General features: G+C 37.7%; 20 protein-coding genes, 1 tRNA gene and 1 pseudogene. 13 read left to right on the forward strand and 9 right to left on the reverse strand.

Translation table 11 applies throughout. The features are described 5' to 3' along the window. Nucleotides 1-20: 20 nt before the first annotated feature. Entirely contained in the window at nucleotides 21-896 is an 876-nt protein-coding gene (locus MHH73_RS17845; protein ID WP_341068432.1) for a DMT family transporter, read from the reverse strand. Between the two features lie 126 nt (nucleotides 897-1,022). Here MHH73_RS17845 and MHH73_RS17850 point away from each other — a divergent pair, with 126 nt between their 5' ends. The 3 genes from MHH73_RS17850 to MHH73_RS17860 all read left to right on the forward strand — a co-directional run bounded on the left by MHH73_RS17850 (nucleotide 1,023) and on the right by MHH73_RS17860 (nucleotide 2,801). Then, nucleotides 1,023-1,718 (forward strand): MgtC/SapB family protein, encoded by a 696-nt coding sequence (locus MHH73_RS17850; RefSeq protein ID WP_191816765.1) that lies wholly within the window; start codon nucleotides 1,023-1,025, stop codon nucleotides 1,716-1,718. Nucleotides 1,719-1,780: 62 nt separating this feature from the next. Then, a tRNA-Ala gene (locus MHH73_RS17855) sits at nucleotides 1,781-1,853 on the forward strand. 447 nt (nucleotides 1,854-2,300) lie between these two features. Further along, nucleotides 2,301-2,801 carry an SRPBCC family protein gene (locus MHH73_RS17860; protein WP_191816766.1) on the forward strand — a complete coding sequence of 167 codons (501 nt, stop codon included), beginning with the start codon at nucleotides 2,301-2,303 and terminating at the stop codon, nucleotides 2,799-2,801. A gap of 120 nt (nucleotides 2,802-2,921) precedes the next feature. Here the strand turns inward: MHH73_RS17860 and MHH73_RS17865 are convergent. Continuing rightward, nucleotides 2,922-3,422 (reverse strand): annotated as a pseudogene (locus MHH73_RS17865) (FMN-dependent NADH-azoreductase); the annotation flags it as partial. Nucleotides 3,423-3,537: 115 nt separating this feature from the next. Here MHH73_RS17865 and MHH73_RS17870 point away from each other — a divergent pair. From MHH73_RS17870 to yidC, 6 genes are all read left to right on the forward strand, one after another. Then, nucleotides 3,538-4,062, forward strand: a complete 525-nt coding sequence (locus tag MHH73_RS17870; RefSeq protein WP_341068436.1) for a GNAT family N-acetyltransferase — start codon at nucleotides 3,538-3,540, stop codon at nucleotides 4,060-4,062. A gap of 178 nt (nucleotides 4,063-4,240) precedes the next feature. Next, entirely contained in the window at nucleotides 4,241-4,465 is a 225-nt protein-coding gene (locus tag MHH73_RS17875; RefSeq protein ID WP_191816770.1) for a hypothetical protein, read from the forward strand. A 266-nt stretch (nucleotides 4,466-4,731) separates the two neighbouring features. After that, nucleotides 4,732-5,859 carry a Ger(x)C family spore germination protein gene (locus tag MHH73_RS17880; protein WP_318245522.1) on the forward strand — a complete coding sequence of 376 codons (1,128 nt, stop codon included), beginning with the start codon at nucleotides 4,732-4,734 and terminating at the stop codon, nucleotides 5,857-5,859. A 493-nt stretch (nucleotides 5,860-6,352) separates the two neighbouring features. Further along, on the forward strand, nucleotides 6,353-6,799 hold the full coding sequence (locus tag MHH73_RS17885) for a YrvL family regulatory protein (RefSeq protein WP_191816772.1): 447 nt from the start codon (nucleotides 6,353-6,355) through the stop codon (nucleotides 6,797-6,799). Between the two features lie 200 nt (nucleotides 6,800-6,999). Beyond that, on the forward strand, nucleotides 7,000-7,332 hold the full coding sequence (locus MHH73_RS17890) for a hypothetical protein (RefSeq protein ID WP_341068441.1): 333 nt from the start codon (nucleotides 7,000-7,002) through the stop codon (nucleotides 7,330-7,332). 26 nt (nucleotides 7,333-7,358) lie between these two features. Beyond that, on the forward strand, nucleotides 7,359-8,120 hold the full coding sequence (yidC, locus tag MHH73_RS17895) for a membrane protein insertase YidC (RefSeq protein ID WP_191816774.1): 762 nt from the start codon (nucleotides 7,359-7,361) through the stop codon (nucleotides 8,118-8,120). A gap of 52 nt (nucleotides 8,121-8,172) precedes the next feature. Here the strand turns inward: yidC and MHH73_RS17900 are convergent, their stop codons facing one another. Next, complete coding sequence (locus MHH73_RS17900; RefSeq protein WP_341068443.1) at nucleotides 8,173-8,715, reverse strand: PepSY domain-containing protein; 543 nt, start codon at nucleotides 8,713-8,715, stop codon at nucleotides 8,173-8,175. Nucleotides 8,716-8,935: 220 nt separating this feature from the next. Between MHH73_RS17900 and MHH73_RS17905 the strand changes: the two genes are divergently transcribed. After that, on the forward strand, nucleotides 8,936-9,511 hold the full coding sequence (locus MHH73_RS17905) for a DUF6944 family repetitive protein (RefSeq protein ID WP_191816845.1): 576 nt from the start codon (nucleotides 8,936-8,938) through the stop codon (nucleotides 9,509-9,511). A gap of 250 nt (nucleotides 9,512-9,761) precedes the next feature. Here MHH73_RS17905 and MHH73_RS17910 read toward each other — a convergent pair whose 3' ends face one another. Continuing rightward, the gene (locus MHH73_RS17910; RefSeq protein ID WP_191816776.1) at nucleotides 9,762-9,905 is read right to left on the reverse strand and encodes a hypothetical protein; all 144 of its coding nucleotides are present in this window, start codon (nucleotides 9,903-9,905) and stop codon (nucleotides 9,762-9,764) included. Between the two features lie 142 nt (nucleotides 9,906-10,047). On the opposite strand from MHH73_RS17910, the gene MHH73_RS17915 reads away from it, so the two are divergent. Together MHH73_RS17915 and MHH73_RS17920 are read left to right on the forward strand one after the other, a co-directional pair. Continuing rightward, nucleotides 10,048-10,338, forward strand: a complete 291-nt coding sequence (locus MHH73_RS17915) for a transposase (RefSeq protein ID WP_191816777.1) — start codon at nucleotides 10,048-10,050, stop codon at nucleotides 10,336-10,338. A 65-nt stretch (nucleotides 10,339-10,403) separates the two neighbouring features. After that, nucleotides 10,404-11,489 carry a tetratricopeptide repeat-containing glycosyltransferase family 2 protein gene (locus tag MHH73_RS17920; RefSeq protein WP_191816778.1) on the forward strand — a complete coding sequence of 362 codons (1,086 nt, stop codon included), beginning with the start codon at nucleotides 10,404-10,406 and terminating at the stop codon, nucleotides 11,487-11,489. 32 nt (nucleotides 11,490-11,521) lie between these two features. On the opposite strand, the gene MHH73_RS17925 is transcribed toward MHH73_RS17920, so the two are convergent. From MHH73_RS17925 to MHH73_RS17945, 5 genes are all read right to left on the reverse strand, one after another. Continuing rightward, nucleotides 11,522-15,598, reverse strand: coding sequence for a beta strand repeat-containing protein (locus MHH73_RS17925; protein ID WP_341069824.1), 4,077 nt, complete (start codon nucleotides 15,596-15,598; stop codon nucleotides 11,522-11,524). A 630-nt stretch (nucleotides 15,599-16,228) separates the two neighbouring features. Beyond that, entirely contained in the window at nucleotides 16,229-16,642 is a 414-nt protein-coding gene (locus MHH73_RS17930; protein ID WP_341068447.1) for a VanZ family protein, read from the reverse strand. 4 nt (nucleotides 16,643-16,646) lie between these two features. Then, nucleotides 16,647-17,267: a hypothetical protein gene (locus tag MHH73_RS17935; protein ID WP_341068449.1), complete on the reverse strand. Its 621-nt coding sequence runs from the start codon at nucleotides 17,265-17,267 to the stop codon at nucleotides 16,647-16,649. Between the two features lie 103 nt (nucleotides 17,268-17,370). Beyond that, entirely contained in the window at nucleotides 17,371-17,505 is a 135-nt protein-coding gene (locus MHH73_RS17940) for a paeninodin family lasso peptide (RefSeq protein WP_191816781.1), read from the reverse strand. A 45-nt stretch (nucleotides 17,506-17,550) separates the two neighbouring features. Beyond that, a complete protein-coding gene (locus MHH73_RS17945) occupies nucleotides 17,551-19,326 on the reverse strand; it encodes an ABC transporter ATP-binding protein (RefSeq protein WP_341068451.1) in 1,776 nt (591 codons plus the stop codon). Between the two features lie 235 nt (nucleotides 19,327-19,561). On the opposite strand from MHH73_RS17945, the gene MHH73_RS17950 reads away from it, so the two are divergent. After that, nucleotides 19,562-22,954, forward strand: a complete 3,393-nt coding sequence (locus MHH73_RS17950) for a chitobiase/beta-hexosaminidase C-terminal domain-containing protein (protein ID WP_341068452.1) — start codon at nucleotides 19,562-19,564, stop codon at nucleotides 22,952-22,954. Nucleotides 22,955-22,968 lie beyond the last annotated feature (14 nt).

Genomic DNA, 22,968 nt, shown 5'->3' on the forward strand with positions numbered 1-22,968 from the left:
TACTTCATTATCTAATACGCCTATAATCGTTTCTTTCTTATTATTCTTTCATCTATTAAAAAGAAAGATAACCCTACTATAACAAATAACCCACCAAAGATTTGTGTCCAAACTATTCTTTCTTGTAGTACGAAATAAGCTAAAATGGCTGCACCCACAGGTTCAAACAAAGTCGCCATTGAAATAACAGAAGTACTTACATACTTTACAGACCAATTAAATAATGTATGGCCTAATAATGTTGGAATAAGTGCTAAGAGAATTAAAAATATCCAGTCATTTACTTGATAAGGATACAAAGATTGTTCATTAAGCATGACATAAATAAAAAGTGTCAATGTACTAATACTGTACACAATAAATGTATAAGTAATAAGGGATACTCTTTGGCGGACGGTCTGCCCAAACATTAAATACCCTGTTACTAGCCCGCAGGCGATAAGTGCTAACAAATCACCATAAAGCGCCCTTTCACTTAGTAGAAAATCACCCCAGCTAATAATGATACAACCGCCTATCGCAGTGATAGCTGACAAAATCGCTTTCCAAGAAGTTTTTTCTTTAAAAAAGAGATAAGTTCCTATAAATGCAAAAATCGGTTGTAAGGCAACTAACACAGTTGAGCTAGCCACGGATGTGTATTGAAGAGACTCAAACCATAAAATAAAATGGAAAGCTAAAAAAATACCCGCAATCATCGAAAACAGCCAATCCTTTGTTGTAATATGACGAACCTCATGAACATATTTTAAAAGAAAGATTGGCATCATAAGCACGACAGAAAAAAGGAGACGATAAAAAGCAATAATACCAGGGGGAGCTGAAATCAACTTTACAAAAATGGCCGAAGTTGAAACTGAAACAACGCCTATAGCCAATACCAAAAACGGATTCATCTTCACATCCCCATGCAATCACCTTGTTTCTATATATTGTTATTTAGGTATAGACTATTTTACACCTTAAACCTATAGTAAAGGTAATCTATTTAAAATTTATTAAATGATAAAGCAGGCGATAACATGAACGGATTAGAAATGGATGTTCTAATAAAATTAGGGATTTCAGCTGTGCTTGGTCTTGTTATAGGACTAGAAAGAGAACTAAAACGTAAACCAGTAGGTTTAAAAACAAGCCTAGTCATTTCAATCGTTAGCTGCCTTCTCACTATTGTGTCAATTGAATCAGCATACATATTTCCAGGCAATGACGATATTAATATTACAATGGACCCCTTACGTTTAGCAGCTCAAATTGTATCAGGTATTGGCTTTCTTGGCGCAGGGGTCATATTGAGGAGAGGGAATGATAGTATCTCTGGTCTCACAACGGCTGCTTTAATTTGGGGAGCTGCCGGGATTGGCATCGCTGTTGGAGCTGGATATTATATGGAGGCTGTTGCAGGTGTCGTATTACTTATTATTTCAGTTGAAGTTGTTCCCTACTTATTAGGACTTATTGGCCCAAGACAACTCCGAGAAAAAGAGATTACGATGAAAATGGCAGTTGAAACGAAGGAACAGATTACGACCATTATTCATTCCATTAAAGAACAACAAGCGGCTATTCGCAGGATGAGAATTAAAGATACGGAAGAGGGTTATCCTCAAGTATATTTAACCATTGCCGTTGATTATCGTAAAAAAACAACCGATTTTTATCATACCATTTCTCAAGTACCTGGCGTAAAGTCGATGGAAATAGAAAGCTTGCACTAATTTTTTTATTTTTGACTATTGAAAAATATTCATTCTCTCGCTATAATTTTTATATACTTAGCGGGGGATTAGCTCAGCTGGGAGAGCGCATCGCTGGCAGCGATGAGGTCAGGGGTTCGAGCCCCCTATTCTCCATACCAAGAAGCCGTGATTTATCAGGGCTTCTTTTATTTTTTTCTTAGCAACCACACTCACTAAAAATATAGATGTAGCCGAATTGTTGCCGAAAGTCATTTTTTCTAAGTTTTTTTATCTCTAAATTGCACTACCAATCTCCTTCAAAACCTTCAACAGCATCGGCATTATTTGTATAAGTACATACCCAAGCACTCCATTCTGAATTCCAATCCATGCTCTGACCAGCTAGATTTTTTTAATATAACAGCTAATACTAATTCGATTAATAACTACTAATAACTGCAAGTAGCTTCAATAGTTAAGGATTGAAATTTGTAATATTATCCAATATTGGTTATACTGTTTTTTTGAAAGACCACTTTCGTTATATAAGAACTACGTTTCAAGTACTAAAGACGTAAGAATGAATCAACAGAATAATCAATCGTTGAGAGGATGGTTCAGATGGCGAAAACATCAATAACAACCCTTAATATGAAACGCAAATTTAATGTTCCAGCAGAAAAAGTATTTGACGCGTGGACTAAAGCAGACACGATTAAAAAATGGTTGTTCACTATGGAACATACAAATAAAGTGGCAAAGAGTAATCCTCGTGTAGGTGGAACATGGGAAGTTGTGGATCATCGGAATGGGAAAGATTATCGAGCTATTGGAGAATATAAATTGGTGGAACCACCAGCGAAACTTGTTTTCACATTCAAAATGCCACAATTTAGTGATTTAGAAGACGACATTACAGTGGAAATCGAATCGCTTGAATCAGGCTGTGAAATGACTTTTACACAAGAAATTAACGTAATCCATGAAAAAGATTGGACTACTGAAGATATTCAAAAAGCACATGAAGATTGGAAGAAAGAGACCGAACAAGGTTGGCATTATATGTTCTTAGGTTTGAAGGAATTAGTAGAAACAGGAAAGATTACATATCCATCATTTTAATAAAAATAAGGCTAACTTTAACAAGAAACATGCTTGAAGCACAGTATAAAATAGTCAGATTCAATATCACAATTAGCAAAAAAGAGAAATTTAAAAGTTTCTCTTCTTTGCTTTTTTTATTTATTTCTTTGCAAGTTCAGAAGCAATTTTTTCGACTTCAATATAAGCATTTTCTAAAATTGTCTCTCTGTCTAGTAAAGCTGTCCCTTGCGCTCTAACCATATGATAATCTTCAATTCCAATAAAATTGAACATAGATTTCAAATATTTGTGTGAGTACTCGACTTCAGTATACCAGTCATTATTAGTATAAATACCACCACTTCCTTGTATCACCAGCATACTTCTTCCATCTTTAAGTAAGCCAATAGAACCATTCTCTGTATATTTAAAAGTCTCTCTCGCAATTAAAATATTATCCATATAGTCTTTTAATTTTGTTGGTACATTAAAATTATGCAATGGGAGAACGATTACATACTTATTCTCACTCTTAAATTGTTGTAACACTGCGCTCATACGGTTTGTTACTTCTTTTTCTTCAATCGTAAGTTCTTGATTCTTAGCAAGCATTAAAACTATCTTATTTACCATAGGTACTTCGTCGCTATATAAGTCAATTGGTGAAGAGCATATTCATTTACTATGGTGAAATATGTATTTAAGGTAACATATAAAAGGAGGTCAAATACTATAAGAAATGTTTGTAGAATAAAAGCAAGGGGGAAGAACTAACTTGAAAATCACAACAGAAAGACTACTAATCAGACCTTTTAAACGTAATGATTTACAGGATGTATTTGCTATTTATAATAATGATGATACCTGTAAGTTCTTATTACATAATAAGTGGACTCAAGAAGATATGAACAAAAGGTTTGATAAAAAGCTAGGAAACTGTGCACTCACTAAAGAATCCATGTTAAGTTTAGCTGTTCTATACAAGAATAAAGTAGTTGGTGATTTATCCGTATGGTATACAGATATGAAAGACACTGTTGAGATTGGTTATAGTTTTTCAAATGAAGTTGCTGATAGAGGTTTAGCAACAGAAGCAGTAAGTAGTTTGGTCTATAAATTATTTGATGAATTTAAAGTGCATCGTATACAAGCTAATCTAGATGCACGAAATATAGCTTCACAAAAATTATGTGAAAGAATTGGTATGAGAAAGGAAGCACATTTCATACAAGATTTTTGGAATAAAAATGAATGGACAGATAGTATTGTGTACGGCATGTTAATTTCCGATTTGAAGTAATTGCCTTATTTATTCGTGCAAATGGTGACTTATGTTAAAAAGCCCTTCCAAAAAAAAGCTTTTAAAACTTTACCCTCGCCGGCAATCTCAATTAAATAACTAATAATTCTTTAATAAAGCTCATACATGCACCCAATCCCTTCAAAATCATAAGATGCTTTGAAGGAGTGATCTCACCATGCCATGGCAACATAAAATTAATTATTTAATTGGTCAACCAATTGGTATCTCATTCACCAATGGTCAAGGGGCATCAGGGAAACTTTGTGGTACATCTCAAAGAAAATTATTAGTGATTGAATATTTATATCAATCCCAATTCGCATTAAAGCAATATGATTTTCATATGATTCAAGATATTACGGGGTTTCCATCCTGCCATAACCAACAACCATTATATTGAAGTTCACAGCCCTCATTAGTGGGCTGTTTTTTCAAAAAACATTATACATAATCAGTCATTTACCCCGTTGTTCACAGATTAATTGATTAATTAAAATATACATCTACTTCGAAACACTTCATTCAAATATGTTGAAATACGAAAGCATAGCAGGTAAAGAGCCTGAAATATGTAAATGACTTTATCATTTATGCATACTTAGGTCCATTTAACATCACTCTAAGTTAAGATAGTTTACCTTAAAGGGGAGAGTTAAAATTAAGAGGATCTTCATTACTATGATTATGTTTCTTTTGTTAAGTGGATGTCAAAAGCCTGTAGAAATTCAATATCAAGCATACGCCGTTGGTTTTGGTATTGACTTTATTGACGAGGAGTATGTGGTATATGTTCAATTTTTAGATTTTTCAAATGTAGCTAAGACTGAGAACAGTTCTATTAATCAAGATAAACCAGTATGGTTGGGGATAGGAAGAGGCAATACAATAAATAAAGCATTAACTAATATTTATAAAACTATGCAATTAAACATTAATTATGATCATATAAATAGCTTTATTTTCTCAGAAAATATAATCAAGCATAGACTAAAGGAAACGACTGATTCTCTATCTTCGAATTACAACATACGTGTCCACGGGTGGATTTATGGCACTAATGAGGATTTGGAAAAAATATTGACACTGAAAATGCCTTTTTATTATCCATATACAAGCAGTATTATTAACCAACCTCTTGATACACAAAGGCAAGTCTCTGAAGTCCCTGCTATAGATGCAACAAAATATCTTATTGGATTAGGAGAAGCAACAAAGACGATCTTACTACCTCGAGTTGAAGTAACTGACAATAACGTTAAAAAAAATGAAAAGAAATTTCAAGTCCCCTATTTAAATGGAGGATACTTTATCAAAGGCGGGAACTACATAGGTGTTTTAAACTCATCTCAGTTAAGTGGGTATATCAAAGCTAATAAGCAGGCAAAGGTAGAACGAAGTTTAATACAAGTTAATATGGAAAATGAAAGCGACCCTGTTGAAGTCGAACTTAGAGATCCTAAAACTAAAATAACTTTGGAGAAAAACGACTTTCATTCTAAATTAAAGTTAAACATAAAATCCACAATTATTTTAAGGGAGGGAGCGTCAGAAGTAAATCAAGATGCTCTTAAACATAAAGTTGAAGAGCAAATCAGAGAAGAAGCCTTCTTATCATTAGAATCTGGGAGAGAAAAAGGGATAGATGTATACCTTTTTGAAGATTACCTTTTTAGGCATCATAATAAAATTTGGAAACAACACAAATTTCAAGGCATGTTTGAGAATATTACTGCCGAAGATATAAACGTGGAGATTAAATATTCTCATAGTCCAAATAAAGTATTAAAAAACTAAAGAAAAGACACGAAGCATAAATACGTTAATCATTGGAAGTAAAAGTGAGTAGTTGTTACACTTATTTCGTGCTCAAAATGACTTTTAACCTCCATAGAATGTCAATTAAAAGGCGTGCTAGTGCATAAAGTAAAATAAAGAGTAGGTAGTGTTGAATAAAGAAGCAAAGGCCCACTGGATAACAACTTTGTATTATTTGTTCCATTTGTTTCCTTTGCTTCTTAGTAACAACAGAACCCCTACTATTGTTTAACCTTTGGTATATGAGACTTATCAGCAATTGGAGCCCTCTATTCTTTCATATAGTCCCTTAAAGTTATAATTGAGTTATTCATGAATGGCAATAAGCGAATCACCCCTAGAGAAATACCACGATACGCTCTCTCCAATGTATTCTACAAGATTACTACAGAAGTACTTAATCTAAGTTGGCAAACACTTCAATATAATGTAGTATTTTACATATCTTAAGGAAGTTTGGGAGGGATAAGAGATGAAAGACAAACCATCATCAAAGAAAAGGAACATCATTGGGGCAACTATTGCTATAAGCATCCTTGTTCTGTTGGTCTTATCATTCGTTCTTGCTCTTTATTTTTTTAGTACCCTAGGAATCTTTCATTTACTTAACGTCAAATTTGAATCCTTCTCATCCCTCATTTCATTTATTTTGCTTTATTTTCTCATTGGAATCGTATCTGATATTTTCATAGGAGCACTCATTTTATTGATGAAGCATTCGGAGAAATACACCCAGAAGCAACAACAGGTTACGTCTTTAGTGTTTTCTTTTTTGACAAACTGGGCGATTATTTCATTTTTAGATTATGTCATGCATTCCATCCAAATCGGATTGTTCGCTACGATTATTTTAGCCCTTATTTTTTCATTAATAGAGTATGTATGCGAAGACTTTGAGAAGGATGAGGAAAAAAAATAGACGAAAACAATTACCCATTAATCCCCCCATACCGTAACACTATTTTTTAAGATGGATGTTCCAGAAAAAAGATGCTTGTACTATTTACACAAAAAGGATGTCCATAGCATGTAAGTCTTGCTTCATTTACTTTTCATTCAGATTCCGCTATGATTAAAATGAAAATATGTAAAAGAATTTGACAGGAGGGGAGCAGACTAATGAGACATTTATCATTCAATCATACCATTCTCTTTGGGATGATATTTGCTAGTCTTTTTGAACTTGATTATCAAACGATACATGACTTAACTTTAGCTGGTATTGTCTTAACAATTCTACTCCCCGCCTTAACGATTTATTTCTTACAACGAAATACAGGTATGCTTTTTTATCGACTGCAAGAAGCAGACGCTGACCTAATAAACCAATACGCCTCTGTTCTTTCTAATGTGCTTAATTGGGCATGTAAGCAAAACCGTTTACTTACTGTTCGTCGTAAAGAAAGTCCAGACGAAAGCGACGAAGCTTTTCTTTCTCTAATGATTAATTAAAACAATCATTAGAGGAGGAACTAATTTTGAAGAAAATTTTATGGTTAGTAATTACAAGTTCATTGTTATTAGCAGGCTGTCAAGCAAACGGTGGTACAGACACAGGATTTTTTCAACATTATTTTGTGCAGCCATTGATTTCTATTATCGATTATTTTGCAGGAATATTCCACGGAAATTATGGTTGGAGTATTGTGCTTGTGACTATATTATTAAGGTTAATCTTACTACCTTTAACCGTTAAACAAGTAAAAAGTTCTCAATCGATGAAGGTCAAAATGGACGCGTTACAACCTGAAATGAAGGCTATTCAAGAGAAAATTAACAAAACAAAAGATGAGGCTAAGAAGCAAAAATTACAACAAGAGCTTATTGGCTTATATGCGAAACATGGGGTCAACCCAATGAATATGGGATGTTTGCCCTTGCTGATACAAATGCCGATCTTGATGGCTATTTATTATGCTATTAAAACATCTCCTGAAATCGCTACCCATGGCTTTTTATGGTTTAGCCTAGGACATGCCAATATTCCAATGGCTATTATCGCCGGGGTCATTTATTATTTACAATTCAGAGTTTCCCTTATGCAATTACCAAAGGATCAACAACAAGGACCAATGAAAATTATGGGATACCTTTCACCGGCAATGATCTTGTTCATTTCCCTATCTGCACCAGCTGCATTGCCTTTATATTGGTCAGTGAGTGGAGTATTCCTTATTATCCAGACATATGTCATCCAGAAAAAATATAAGAAAACACCCGTCGTGCAACCTAGTCTTTAATAATGGGTAAAAAAAGTCCAATGATTAAGTTAATCATTGGACTTTACTATATTTAATCTCTGCCTTCTAACTCACCACTTATCGCATGAATAATATAATCGATCTCTTCACTTCCATCTCTGACTTCTATTTCATACTGCTCTGTTCCATTTTCTACTTCTAATGTCCAACCACCGATTTCATTACTCGTTTCTGCTTGAACAATTTTAATCGCTTCTGATGGTGAAATCACCTCATTTAATGAAATACCTTGATCTTTTTCTCCTTTTTCAATCCCCTCTTCACTTTTATTTAAAATATCACCTGTATGGGCATCAATCACCAGTTCATATTCTTTATCATTAGTAATTCCAGCCACATCATATTTCCATTGATCCATATCACTATCTAATTCAACTTTTGTGATATCATCCACTTCGAATTCTCGCAGAAAAATATCTACAGCATTTTGAAGACTCACTTCAATTTCTGCTTCAGCTAGATTAGGCTTATCTATGTTTTTGCTGTTAGAATCGCCATCACCGTCACCGTCGCCACATGCAGTCAAACAAAAAATCGTCATTATCGATAATAAAAGTGAAAATTTCTTCATCATTTATCGTTCTCCTTTAACTATTATGTACTTATATTTTATATTCCCTCTTCTTTCAAAAAAAAACAAGTTTTAGAAGGGATTTACTTAAAGTTAACTTTATGATGGCTTTATTCGGAGGATGTACCAGGAAATAATGCACCTTCCATTTTTATCTCTTTAAGTACAAACCCACTTCCTTACCCACTTACATATAATGAAGCGAGTATGGGAGGGGATTAGTCTGAATAGTCATCTAAAGGAGATTTTTGGATCCGTACTGTCAACTATCGGCACGATTGAAGCAGCTTTAGGAAGTACTCCTCAACTCCCTATCAATCAACAACTTAAAATTGATTTGCGTTTGCAAGGGAATATTCTTCAAGCTACAGGCGAAGCACTCTCCGCTGATGGACAAGGGACCTATTCGCTTGAACTTATTGGTGATGAAGTCCAAGCTGTTGGCAATTCTCTTGTTATCACTGGCATCCTTTTTGATCCGAATAAAGATTTGAATCAAAGAATAATCATCGCCGGTAATTGGTTCCAAGCTTTAGGAAGTTTCGTTGCATTATGTGATGAGTTTTTTGATTTAACTCCCTCCGGCAGATCTTTAAATATCGTTGGTGGCTTCCTTCAAGGAATTGGCAATAGTATGCAAGCAAAAGGAGGAATAGATGCATTAAGAGACAAAGAAAATGATACCGGTGAAGAATTTGGATTTTACGGTAGTTGGATACAGGCAATTGGGGCTGTTTTATCACTTATTGGCCAAATTAAAGAAGAACTTCAAGAGATTGCACTTCATTTAAATGAGTAAGTCTATTTGTTTCGTACAAGTAATCATGATTACCTCTCCTCTTACATATACCTTTAAAGAAAGGATGTGTAGATTTCATGAGTGAATTTGTACTTTGCAATAAATGTCAGGAACTTGTTTATTATCATGAAATACAAATCATAAAAAGCAAGACCATTTGTATGACTTGTTTAACTAAAAAAGTCGGGCACAAATCAAAATAAGCGATGTCCCATATTTGATTATTACAAATATGGGATTCACTATTTTTTTAAACCTTAAAACCACGCCTTATCTTCAGTTTACGAGAATAACATGGGTCACAAACGCCTTTATTATCGATATATTCATTCTTATCTTCTATTACTTTCTCACACTTAGAGCAAATCCACTGTTGTTGTTTCACTTGTTTCATTACTCTCAACTCCTTTTCACCTATCATTCGACAAATCTAGTTAAGTTCCTTTAATCGTTTTTATATTTTTCGGAAAATATATGTATCTTTCCCTGAAAAATAACAAAAACTAACCCTATCACTCTTCTTGGGAGGATTTTTTATGGTATTTTTCATTGTTTTGATGATTATAATTATTCCCCTTTTAATGGTTTTCGCGAATAAATATTGGGTACACACACATATTGTACTAGTTTCTATTGCTACCATTTGCCTCATCGTTTTTGAAAGTATAACAGCAACAACAGTTTATGAAATCATTAGAGAAAATGTAGTATTTATGACAACCGTCCATGTCGTCTTTCTTAATCCTTTATTTTTAATAACAGGAGGATATCTAGGGGTTTTCTTTCTATATTTATTATTTTTAAGACTTTCAATGAATAACCAATGAAGTCTGAACCCATTTCTTTCGCCATTCATATAGTATAAGGATTCTTTATTTGGTGGTGAAACGGAATGATCACAATTAGTCTTTGTATGATTGTAAGAAATGAAGAGGAAGTACTTGCTCAATGCTTAGAAAGTGTGTCAGATTTATGTGATGAAATTATTATTGTAGACACGGGGTCAACAGATAAAACAGAGAAGATCGCTAAAGAATTTACTGAACATATTTTTCACTTTGAATGGATAGATGATTTTGCCGCTGCAAGGAATTATGCTTTTGAGCAAGCCACAAAAGATTATATTCTCTGGTTAGATGCGGACGATATACTTTTACCAGATGACCGACAAAAAATGAAAGACTTAAAAGGATCGTTATCTTCTGACGTAGATGCTGTCGCTATGCTCTACCATTTAGCCTTTGATGAAGAAAATAAACCAACTTTTAGTTCTCGTAGACATCGTTTAGTTAAAAAGGACCGACATTTCAAGTGGCATGGACCTGTCCATGAATACTTGGAAGTCGGAGGCCATATTATTGAGTCAGATATAGCCATTAAGCATAATAAAACTAGTAAACAAACTCATCATGAACAAAATGATCGCAATATTAAAATATACGAGAAAAGGTTAGAAAAGGGTGAGGAGTTTTCACCAAGGGATTTGTTTTATTTTGCAAATGAATTAAAAGACCATGCTAGATTCGAAAACGCAATTGCCTATTATGCACAATTTTTACAGAGTAAAAAGGGATGGGTCGAGGATGAAATTAGGGCATGCTTATCTATAGCTGAATGTTATAAACATTTAAATATAGAAGAAAGTGAGCTTGAGGCACTCATTTTAACGATGAAGTTTGATACACCTAGACCTGAAGTCGCTTGTAAAATTGGTGATATCTATAAAGAAAAAAACGACTTTAATAAGGCTATTTTTTGGTATCAATTAGCAACTACTCTCGAAGAGCCGACTCATTTTAATTTTAAAGATGAATCTTATACTACCTGGTACCCACATATTCAATTATGTTATTGTTATTGGCAAAATGGTGATGAAAAGCAATCCTATTTCCATCACTGTAAAGCAAAAGAGTTCCGACCCAATGATTCAAGAGTTAATCATAACGAGCTTTTTTTCAAAGAATATTACATCAAATAAGCAATGTGAGGATAATCCCCACATTGCTCTTTTTATCCAATTTGATGGATTGACCAAACAATCGGTAAAGCCCCCGATCCCAAATTCAAGCTAATTGTCAGCCCATTTGCATTATAGAATAAGCCCAATGTATCACCTGTATTTAAACTCATATCACCTGATAGAGTAATTGTTCCAGCTCCCAATATAGTTCTTAGACTCAATAATAAAGCAATATTTACATTTAGAATAGGAAATACACCAGTAATTAAATCTGATGAAGTAGATATTCTTCTAATACTAAAATTGGGACTAACTCCTGCACCGATAGCTATAGTAATAGCTGCAGTTGTTTGATAATTAATTGTTGCCTTAATCGAATATCTCCCTGTATTTGGTACTGTAAAAGTACCTGTAGTAGCATTAAAACCTGCACTACTATAGCCTGGTGAAGCAACACTCCAATTAGTAATTTGTTGCGAAGTAGAAACCCCACTTAAGTTTGTGCTAGCCGAAAAACCGACAATAGGTACTGAAATGCCTGATGGGCCAGTTACACCTGTGGTTCCCGTGATTCCAGTTAAACCTGTGACCCCTGTTAGTCCTATTGCGCCTGTTGGACCTGTTACTCCTGTGGCCCCAGTACTACCAGTAAGTCCAGTTCCTCCGGTGATTCCTGCTAGACCGGTTACTCCCGTCGAACCAGTAATCCCTGTGACCCCAGTTGAACCCGTTGCTCCTGTTGTTCCTGTTATGCCCGTTGCTCCTGTTGGACCCGTGATTCCAGTCGCCCCCGCTAGACCGGTTACTCCCGTTAAACCGGTTGTTCCGGTTGTTCCCGTGGATCCAGTTAAACCTGTTACTCCTGTCAAGCCGGTTGGACCTGTGATTCCAGTCGATCCTGTCAGACCGGTTACTCCCGTTAAACCGGTTGGGCCTGTAACTCCTGTGGCTCCAGTTAAACCCGTGATCCCGGTTGCCCCTGTTAGACCTGTTACTCCCGTTGAACCTATTGTTCCGGTACTTCCTGTGATACCGGTTGCTCCTGTGAATCCAGTTAAACCCGTCAAGCCAGTTGTTCCTGTAACCCCAGTTGAACCAGTAATTCCTGTGATTCCTATTGGTCCAGTACTACCAGTAACTCCGGTACTTCCTGTGATACCGGTCACTCCTGTTGCTCCGGTTATACCAGTTGAGCCCGTTGGACCTGTAATTCCCATGATACCCGTAGCTCCGGTTATTCCGGTGACTCCTGTTAGACCTGTTACTCCCGTCAAACCGGTTATCCCTGTAATTCCAGTTGGTCCAGTACTACCAGTAATTCCTGTACTTCCTATTATACCGGTCACTCCGGTTGAACCCGTTAGTCCTGTGGTTCCAGTAATGCCTGTTGCTCCAATGATTCCTGTTGGACCTGTAGTTCCCGTTAGTCCTGTGGCTCCCGTAATCCCAGTTGAACCTGTAGTTCCCGTGACTCCTGTCAGTCCAGTACTACCAGTAACTCCGGTACTTCCTGTGATTCCTGTTACCCCTGCTAAACCTGTGACTCCCGTTAAACCGGTTGCTCCTGTGGATCCAGTTAAACCCGTCAAGCCTGTTGTTCCTGTGACCCCAGTAGCCCCAGTCAAACCTATTGCTCCCGTGATTCCTGTTACTCCAGTTATCCCGGTTGTTCCTGTAATCCCAGTTGAACCTGTGACCCCCGTAGTTCCAGTTAAACCCGTTACTCCTGTTGTTCCCGTAACCCCAGTTAAACCTGTTGTTCCTGTAACCCCAGTTGAACCTGTGACTCCCGTAGTTCCAGTTAAACCCGTGGCCCCAGTCAAGCCTGTTGAACCAGTAATCCCTGTTGCTCCTGTCAAACCTATTGTTCCGGTGATTCCTGTTAGACCCGTTGAACCGGTCGAGCCCGTTAGTCCTGTTGTCCCCGTAACCCCAGTTGCTCCTGTGGATCCGGTGACTCCTGTCAGTCCAGTACTACCAGTAACTCCGGTACTGCCTGTGATTCCTGTTACCCCTGCTAAACCTGTTACTCCCGTTAAACCGGTTGCTCCTGTGGATCCAGTTAAACCCGTTGCCCCAGTCAAGCCTGTTGAACCAGTAATCCCAGTTGCTCCTGTCAAACCTATTGCTCCGGTTATTCCTGTTAGACCCGTTGAACCGGTCGTGCCCGTGATTCCCGTTGTACCAGTTAAACCAGTTATTCCTGTTGTTCCTGTTATGCCCGTTGCCCCAGTTGGACCCGTGATTCCAGTCGCTCCCGCTAGACCGGTTACTCCCGTTAAACCGGTTGCTCCAGTGGATCCAGTAATCCCAGTTGCTCCTGTCAAACCTATTGCTCCGGTTATTCCTGTTAGACCCGTTGAACCGGTCGTGCCCGTGATTCCCGTTGTACCAGTTAAACCAGTTATTCCTGTTGTTCCTGTTATGCCCGTTGCCCCAGTTGGACCCGTGATTCCAGTCGCTCCCGCTAGACCGGTTACTCCCGTTAAACCGGTTGCTCCAGTGGATCCAGTAATCCCGGTAGCTCCTGTCAAACCTATTGCTCCGGTTATTCCGGTTAGGCCCGTTGAACCGGTCGTGCCCGTGATTCCCGTTGTTCCGGTTAGTCCAGTAGTACCTGTTGCTCCGGTTATACCAGTTGAGCCCGTTGGGCCTGTTACCCCCGTCGATCCTGTTTGACCTGTGACTCCCGTCAAACCTATTGTTCCTGTTGCTCCTGTTAGACCTGTAGATCCAGTTAAACCCGTTACTCCCGTTAGTCCTGTTGTTCCCGTAACCCCAGTTGAACCTGTAGTTCCAGTGATTCCTGTCAGTCCAGTACTACCAGTAACTCCGGTACTTCCTGTGATTCCTGTGGCTCCCGCTAAACCGGTTGCTCCTATGACTCCTGTGGATCCAGTTAAACCCGTAGCCCCAGTCAAGCCGGTTGATCCTGTAATCCCAGTAGGTCCGGTCAAACCTATTGCTCCGGTGATTCCTGTTGGTCCAGTAATGCCTGTTGCTCCGATGATTCCTGTTGGACCTGTAATACCCGTAATACCCGTTAGTCCCGTTACCCCAGTCGAACCAGTAGTTCCCGTGATTCCTATTGGTCCAGTACTACCAGTAATTCCTGTACTTCCTATTATACCGGTCACTCCGGTTGAACCCGTGATCCCCGTTGGTCCAGTCGTGCCTGTTGCTCCGGTTAGACCCGTTGAGCCGGTTGGACCTGTGATTCCTGCCAAGCCAGTTGTTCCTGTTGAACCTGTAATACCTGTGATTCCTGTGGCTCCAGTTAAACCCGTTACTCCCGTCAAGCCGATTGTTCCTGTTATGCCCGTTGCACCTGTAGGACCCGTGATGCCAGTTACTCCTGTTCCCCCTGTTTGACCCGCCGAGCCAGTTGAACCAGTAGTTCCCGTGATTCCTGTTGGTCCAGTAATACCGGTTGCCCCAGTTAGCCCGGTTGAACCCACGAACCCTGTTACTCCCGTTAAACCGGTTGCTCCAGTACTACCAGTAACTCCGGTACTGCCTGTGATACCGGTCACTCCTGTTGTTCCTGTGATCCCCGTTGTTCCTGTTGCGCCGGTTAAACCTGGTGAACCGGTCGAGCCAGTTACTCCTGTTGTACCTGTTAAACCTGTAGCCCCAGTAGGACCGGTGATGCCAGTGACTCCGGTACTGCCTGTAAGACCCATTAAACCAATTGGGCCTGTGATTCCTGTAGCTCCTGTCAAACCTGTATTTCCGGTCGAGCCTGTTATTCCAGTCTCTCCAATTGGTCCAGTGTTGCCTGTCGCACCAGTACTTCCCGTCACCCCTGTGCTACCTGTTAAGCCAGTAGCACCAGTCAATCCCGTTACTCCTGTCAAACCATTAGCGCCGGTGGTTCCTATTGGACCAGTTACGCCAGTGGCACCGGTTAATCCCATTGATCCGGCAGGACCAGTGATACCTGTCGCTCCAGTTAAACCATCTGCCCCTGTTATACCTGTTACTCCAGTAGCTCCAGTACTTCCAGTTGGTCCACAATTCCCTGTTAGCCCGGTTGCACCTGTATTCCCAGTGCCTCCAGTTAAACCAGTGGCCCCCGTTAGACCAGTGATTCCCGTACTTCCAGTTAAACCTATCGCACCAGTCATACCCGTTGGTCCAGTTACTCCTGTTGCTCCTGTTGTTCCTGTCTCACTGCCCGAGGAGCCTGTTGGACCAGTAATACCTGTTACTCCGGTAACTCCTGTTGCACCCGTTACCCCTCTTCTACACCATCTGCACATCCGACAATTACATCTTTGATTACAAGCATGAGGGGTATTTATTTCACCAACTGCACCGTCACTTATTTCTATCAAGATTGGAACTAATATAGGATCTTGTAAGATTTCGGCCAAGAGTCTAAGGGAATCATCAGGAATCTCTTGAATTTCCGTTAAACATTCAACTATTGTTTCCGGAAACAACAATTGAAAAAGATATGTGAGCCTCTCTTCTACTTCTTCAACATCGTATAGGCCTTGGTCATACATACGACTTAACAATTGCCTCAATTGATTGATTTCCTCGATGATTCTCACATATCTCAAATTTCCTCTCTCCCTTAGATTTAAATAAACTTTTTATCTATTTATTTTATGTTCGTTTCATATTCAATTACCTATATGCTATTCCCAACAAAGTATTCTGTTTGTGTATTCGCCTGTAAAATAGACAATTGTAACAAAATAAACTGAATAAAAACGACTTAATCTAAGAGAAGAATTGGACACTACCAGTCACCACTTATACCTTTTCTTAACAATATAGTAAACAATGAAAATACCGATAAAGTTCTTAAAAATATCAATAAAGGAGAAAGACCGATAAGGAACGTACAATTGATGAATTTCATCAATCAGACTGTAAAGTAAGGACAAAATAAAACAAACAATCATTTTCTCTTTTGTAAACTCGCCATTAGGGTTCGTCTTAAACGTCTGGATAAGAAAAATAAATAAAATGCCAAACTCGATAAGATGCAATAATTCAAAAACAGAACCAAGCATTAATAGAATCGGAAAATCTAGGTTATAAGCATATACTTCAATTAATTGAGGGTTAAAATATTCAGATTGGAGCCAAATGAAAACCATATAACCAATCGTAATTAGCATCCAACTCAACTGTTTTCCGTATCTCCAAAATATCAATGATTTACCCCCTCTGAATACGCACAGCTTTATTTTTCAATCGGTTTAAGCCTGTTCTAAAGAAATATTTCCACAACAATAATTTTTTTCTACGCAAAACAAGAGATTGTAAGATTGTATCATCCTTCATTATTTGTTCTATCTGTATTACAACCGGAATAAGTGTTGCTTCTGATCTAACAGTTTGTTTATCGACCCGTATCACTCGTCGACCAACAGACATTTTTAAAAGTCGATATAACTTTTTTTCTAATATAGCTATATAATATTTCGGCTGATAAAGAAGGGCATGATCATATATGATTTCAAAAAAATGCAAGAAATACCCTTGTCTATGATAATCTTTATGTAAACAAAGTTTATCTATCTCCCATACCCTCTCCTGATGTTGAAAAACAGATGGGATTTTAGAAAAGCGAAAGTACCGTTCTACTTGTGCTTCTTTATGATAAGGAATAAATTCAATCGTACCGATCACTGTCGGGTCTTTTTTAGATAGCAAAAGTTGATACCTCTGGCCATCTTGTGCATAAGGGTCTTTATGCCAACCATTTTTATCACAAAAATATTCCCATGTTGCAGCAAAAGCCTCTTGTTCCTTCTGACTAGTTACTTTTTTAAACATATACTCACCACCTTAATAAAAAGCTCAGCACACTTGAAATAAACGCGTGCATCTCTTTTCTAGTAAAAAATCCTTATGTACAAAAGTACATAAGGACATTTCTTCAACTGTAGATATCTGTTTCCGGCTCTGGATCAGCAGGATCATGTGGGTGCTTTCCTCCCCCATGTCCTCCACCTTTCATTGTCATTTTTACATCTAATACTTCAAGCTTTACTTCTCCCCACGGCTTTTTCATACAATCACGAATCCTTTCTATTTTTTCTTTAGGAAAAGGAAATATTCACATTGCCTCCACCTGCCTCTGTAACAGTTGACTAAATAACTGGTTCTTATCTTTAGATAATTGAACAAATTCTCCGACTTGAACAACTTTACCTTCATCTAACACGATGACCTGATCAGCATCTCTAATAGTAGAGAGGCGATGAGCAATTACGATGATTGTCATTTTTCCTTTTAATTGTTCAATACTCTCCTGAATGTTCTTTTCATTTTCCGTATCTAAACTACTCGTTGCTTCATCAAGTATAAGAATTAATGGATCTTTCAAAATAACTCTTGCTAAAACAAGCCGCTGCTTCTCACCACCAGATAACTTTATTCCTCGATCGCCAATATAAGTTTCTAAAGATTCAGGTAATTTTTTTACAAAATCAGCTGCTGAAGCAAAGGTCAAGGCCTGCCATAGTTCTTGATCTGTAGCATTCGGGCAAAGGAGTAGCAAGTTTTCTCTAATCGTACCGTTAAATAAGAATGGCTCTTGAGAGACATACCCAATGCTTTGTCTTAATAGGGCAAGCGAATGATTGCTAATCTTTTGTCCATCAATATACAATCTGCCTTCCTGTGGTTGGTTTAAGCCCATGAGTAAATCCACGAATGTACTTTTACCCGCCCCTGATTTGCCGACAATCGCTGTCATCTTTTTTGATGGGATCGTTACATTAATATCCTTTAAGGCATACTTCTCTTTGACGTAGCGAAAAGAAACCTGTTGATAGGTAATACTGTCCTCTAAGGTGAGTTTTTCCTCTGATAAGAGAAGTTCCTCCCGAGCTTGTTTACATTCGCTCTGTAATAATTTTACCGCTTTAAAAGATGGGATAGCTGTTGCTATTTGTTCTAAAGAGGATTGAATACCTGCAACTCTCGGCCAAAGGCGAGAAAATATAACAATAATGAGTAATAGTGTGGCTGATTGTGCTTGAAATAATTGAATAGATAGATAGACAAAGGCCGCGATGAATACAGCTAATGAAATTTTATAATTTAACTGCGAACGTAATCTCGTATTCATATAATTCACTTGTTCTTCTTGCATTTGATGCGTCATTTCACCAGCCCAACGTAATTGTGCTGCTTCTAAATGGTTAGATTTAATTTCTTTGATTCCCCCTAATTGGTCTGTTATTCCTGCTAAGAATTTTTTACCTAATGTATAGTTTTGTTTACCGAAGGCTTGTGTCATCTTCAGATATTTCCTGTTCATATAAATGGCCACCAGGCCGAGCAAAAGAACAAAGCATGTAATATACGGGGAAAGAATAAACGCCATGCCAATTTGCACGAAAGCGAAAATCAGATTTGTACATAATTGTAAAATAGATCTCGTGCCACCACTTGTTTTAGCAATCTCGGTTAGCACTGTATGGATTAAATCAGAACTGCTTTTTTTCAGAAAAAAAGACCAATTACTCAACAATATGTCCTGATAGATACTCATGCGTAAATGTGTCAAAAATCCCATTTGGATGCGCGTATGCTTGATCATCACAGCTTTTTCAATGAGATGATGAACAGCTACAATAACGACAAAAATCAGTAAAATCAATGGCAGTACGACACTAGATGGTACATATTCGAATAAGGAATAAGCGGATAAAAAAGAGTTTTCTAAGCCGAAATCGACCATGCCCGTAAAATGGATTAATGGAATCAGTAAAAGGATAGCTAATCCATCTAAGAGACTGACAATTGTAACTGCTATTAAGCTAGCGAATAGTCTCCAGCCAGCATATTGGTAAACTTGTTTTAAAAAATAGACAATATCCTTCAAGAAACCACTCCTCAATCCAAAAAGAACATTTTCATTCTATATAACGAACTACTATCAATTTACCATGATTCACCACTAAACGTCAATAAAATTTAGGTGAAACGAACTATGTTTAATTACCTTCACAATGGTTGATGCTGACTTTCTAATCTACAGGATGATTAAACAGAAATATATAGTAAAAAAGCGACAGTACGCGCATAAGATAACCTATCTAGAGAAGGAGGCGAGAAAAATGATATTTATTATCAAAGATTATTTCGAAAATAATGCATCAACGAGTAAGCATTACGATACTGCGATGATACGTATAAAGTTAACCAATTTACATCCAACCACATCGTTGTCATTTATCATTCACAACATCACGGTTACTGTTAAGGCAAATGAAACATTCGAGGGTAACTTTGCTCCATTTAATACACTCTCTGTGCAATCATCTGTCCCTTTTAGATGTTTTGTAAGTTCATGGTTAAATAAAGACGAACTCATACATGAGCCTGAATCACCACCAGGAAATGTAGAAAACTTAACCATTCATCATGTAACTGCTACTAGCGTTACGTTGCAATGGGACCCACCACTTTATCATGATGGAATTACCTCCTATAACATTTCTCAAAATGACCAATTTAGAGAGAATGTCGTCAATCCCTCTGTTACTTTAACTAATTTGTCGCCATCCACCTTTTACACTTTTACCGTACAAGCAAAAAATGAAGCAGGTCAAACCTCTACAGGTGTTAGTATTACCGTTACTACCTTAGAATTAGACGAAACACCACCTACTTTAACGGTGACACCTAGTGGGATTTTTTCACAAACACAAGAAATTACTATAACTGCAAGTGAACCAGCAACGATTTATTATACTTTAAATGGAGAGGAACCCACTTCGACAAGCACGGTTTATAGAGATCCATTTATTATTACTGAGACCACAACCGTACAGGCTTACGCAATGGATAATGATGGAAACAAGAGTGCGATTCAATCTGCGTTATATCAAAAAATTGGCATTCAAACGGAAGGTATTATTCTTCATTATGACTTTACCAATCGTTCTGGTGAAACGAATAATTCTATTCGTGATACGATTCATGGGGTCGTTGCCTCCTTAATAGGTCTATCTCACGATGGTGTGAGCGATGGTTATGTGACAGATCAAGGCTTATTAGTTAATCGCGAAGATTATGTAGAAATACCGACAAATGCCGACCCACTGAATCAACTCCTTACTTTTGAAAATGGATTAACCATTCAAATGGCCAGCTTCAACACAAATGGATCGCACTGGAAAACAGTAGATGGGACATTCACAGCTGCCCGCTCAGATGTATTTATTCCGTATTTGACTACAACAGGTCAGCAAAACACCAGAGCCATTAATTCATATTGGTTTAAAGATGAACAAGGACAAAAGAAAAGTTATCCAGATTGGCTAAATCCTTTTGATTCACATGCGATTAATCTCTTTACGCTCAGATTGAACACCGATCAAACTGCCAGTCTTTTTATCAATGATGCGATCAATGATAATGGTCCAAGACCTGTACCTAATGATTTTGCTAGCACCGTAAATGCACTCATTCAATCACCACTACAATTAAGAAAGGATTTTGTCGCGCATAATCAAGCATCTGAAACCATTGTTGCCTTCGCTATTTATAATCGGGCATTAACGGATGAAGAAGTAAGAAACAATTATGACTATTATCAGCAAACAGAACAATTAATTGGTATTTCTGCTTTGCCACAAACAATCACGTTAACAATTGGTGAAAGCCAAAAGTTGTTTATTGAAGCCATACCAAGTCAATTCACTTCAGACCTCACTCTTGATTTTCAAAGTAGCAATGAACAAATAGTAGAAGTAGATAACAGAGGCCGTATAAAGGCATTAGCTGCTGGGCAAACATCCGTGAATGTAATGGCAACCTACCAAGAACATAGCTTTACGGCAACTATTCCGATAGACGTGCAATTATCCCCCTCTCTCCCGCCATCTAATCGGACGATCACCGAGATTGTTATTAATAAGAAGAAGGAATCGATGGTTGTTGGTGAAGCGACTGTATTGATGGCGACTACTTTGTCAGAAGGATTACCTTTTGATGTGCTAAACGAGAATATTGTTTTCTGGGAAAGTGAGAATATCCAAATCGCCACAGTGCAATACGGAGTGGTCGAAGCACTTACGAGCGGTACAACGACCATAACTGCCTATGATAGCAGTAAAACAATCTCTGCAAGTTTCACTTTGACTGTGTCTGAAAAAGCAGAAGAGCCGATTGAAGAAGACGACATTTTGTACGTGAATGCAGAACAATATGACATTCATTTAGATGGAACAAACGCTCTCGCAACAACTAACGGGATTCAAACAGCATTTGATGATGCCTTACTAGGTCCATATAAAAAAGTCATTTTTCCATACGGCGATTATTTAGTTAATCCAACTGTGAGAACATTGTTTCCTCCGTCCAATATCATCATTGATTTCAGTAATAGTAAGATTCAAATTGAAGCAAGTGAAAAAACAACAACAGGTTACAGAATGTTCTACTTTACTAGTATTGAAAATACCAAACTCTTAAATACCCATATTTATGGTGAAAGAAATGATACAACTGTTGAAGACTCTACTGAAGGTTGCCTGAGTGTGCTCATTGATGATTGTAAAAATATTTCATTTGAATCTTGTACGTTTAATCAATCGCCAGGATTCAATTTCATCACTGGTACCATTCATAATCGTGAGCTTGGAGAAGTGAAAAGTGATACGGTTGTTAGCTGGTCACATTTTGAACCAGGAGATATAGATGATCAAGGTAACCCACGCACAGAAATAAAAAGCCATCGTTTTCGTTCATCTACTTATTTAAATGTTTCAGGACTCGGTAGTTATTATTTGTTCGGTTACACTCAAGGTTATCACGGGTTTCGTTATTTACGCTCGAGATTGTATTCTATATACTTTTACGATGAAAATTATCAATTCATTTCTTCCCAAACTTATAATCTTCAATTTTATAATTATGATAAGCCACAAGCGGCAAAATGGGTGAAAATTGTCATTTATCAAGAAGAGCCCCCTGCAGATGGCGATACTGACTTTAACGGCGCAGTCGCTTTCCTTCGTACCATTGGTATGCCTAGACAATGCAAAATTAAGAACTGCCATTTTGAAGAAAATACCAGCACCGGGCTTGCGATGTGTGGTGGTCAAGAGTGGTTAATTGAAGGAAATACATTTGTTAATAATAAAGGGCGGACACCAGGCTGTGACATTGATTGGGAAGATGGCTGGGATGCGATGGCTTTGGATGTTGTTAGATATAACCACTTTACTTCACCACTAGGTATTATCTTAAGTGCTGGCAGCAGTTTAGCTCTTTACGAAAACGAATTTACTATGTCCACAATGAAAGCATGGGGAAGAACACAAAACTTTAGAATTTATAATAATATTTTTATGGGTAAAGGGGCAATCACCAATGACTTTAGTACGCAGGCAGACTCCATTCTCGCCAGAAATATATTTACCGATGGTGCCGGGTTTACGATTGGCAAACAACATGAGAATGGAGACTACCAAGTTCACACTTACCAGAATACTACTATTTAAAATCACGTACAGGA

This window comes from Cytobacillus sp. FSL K6-0265 (genome assembly GCF_038003465.1).
GTDB classification, from domain to species: domain Bacteria; phylum Bacillota; class Bacilli; order Bacillales; family Cytobacillaceae; genus Cytobacillus; species Cytobacillus stercorigallinarum.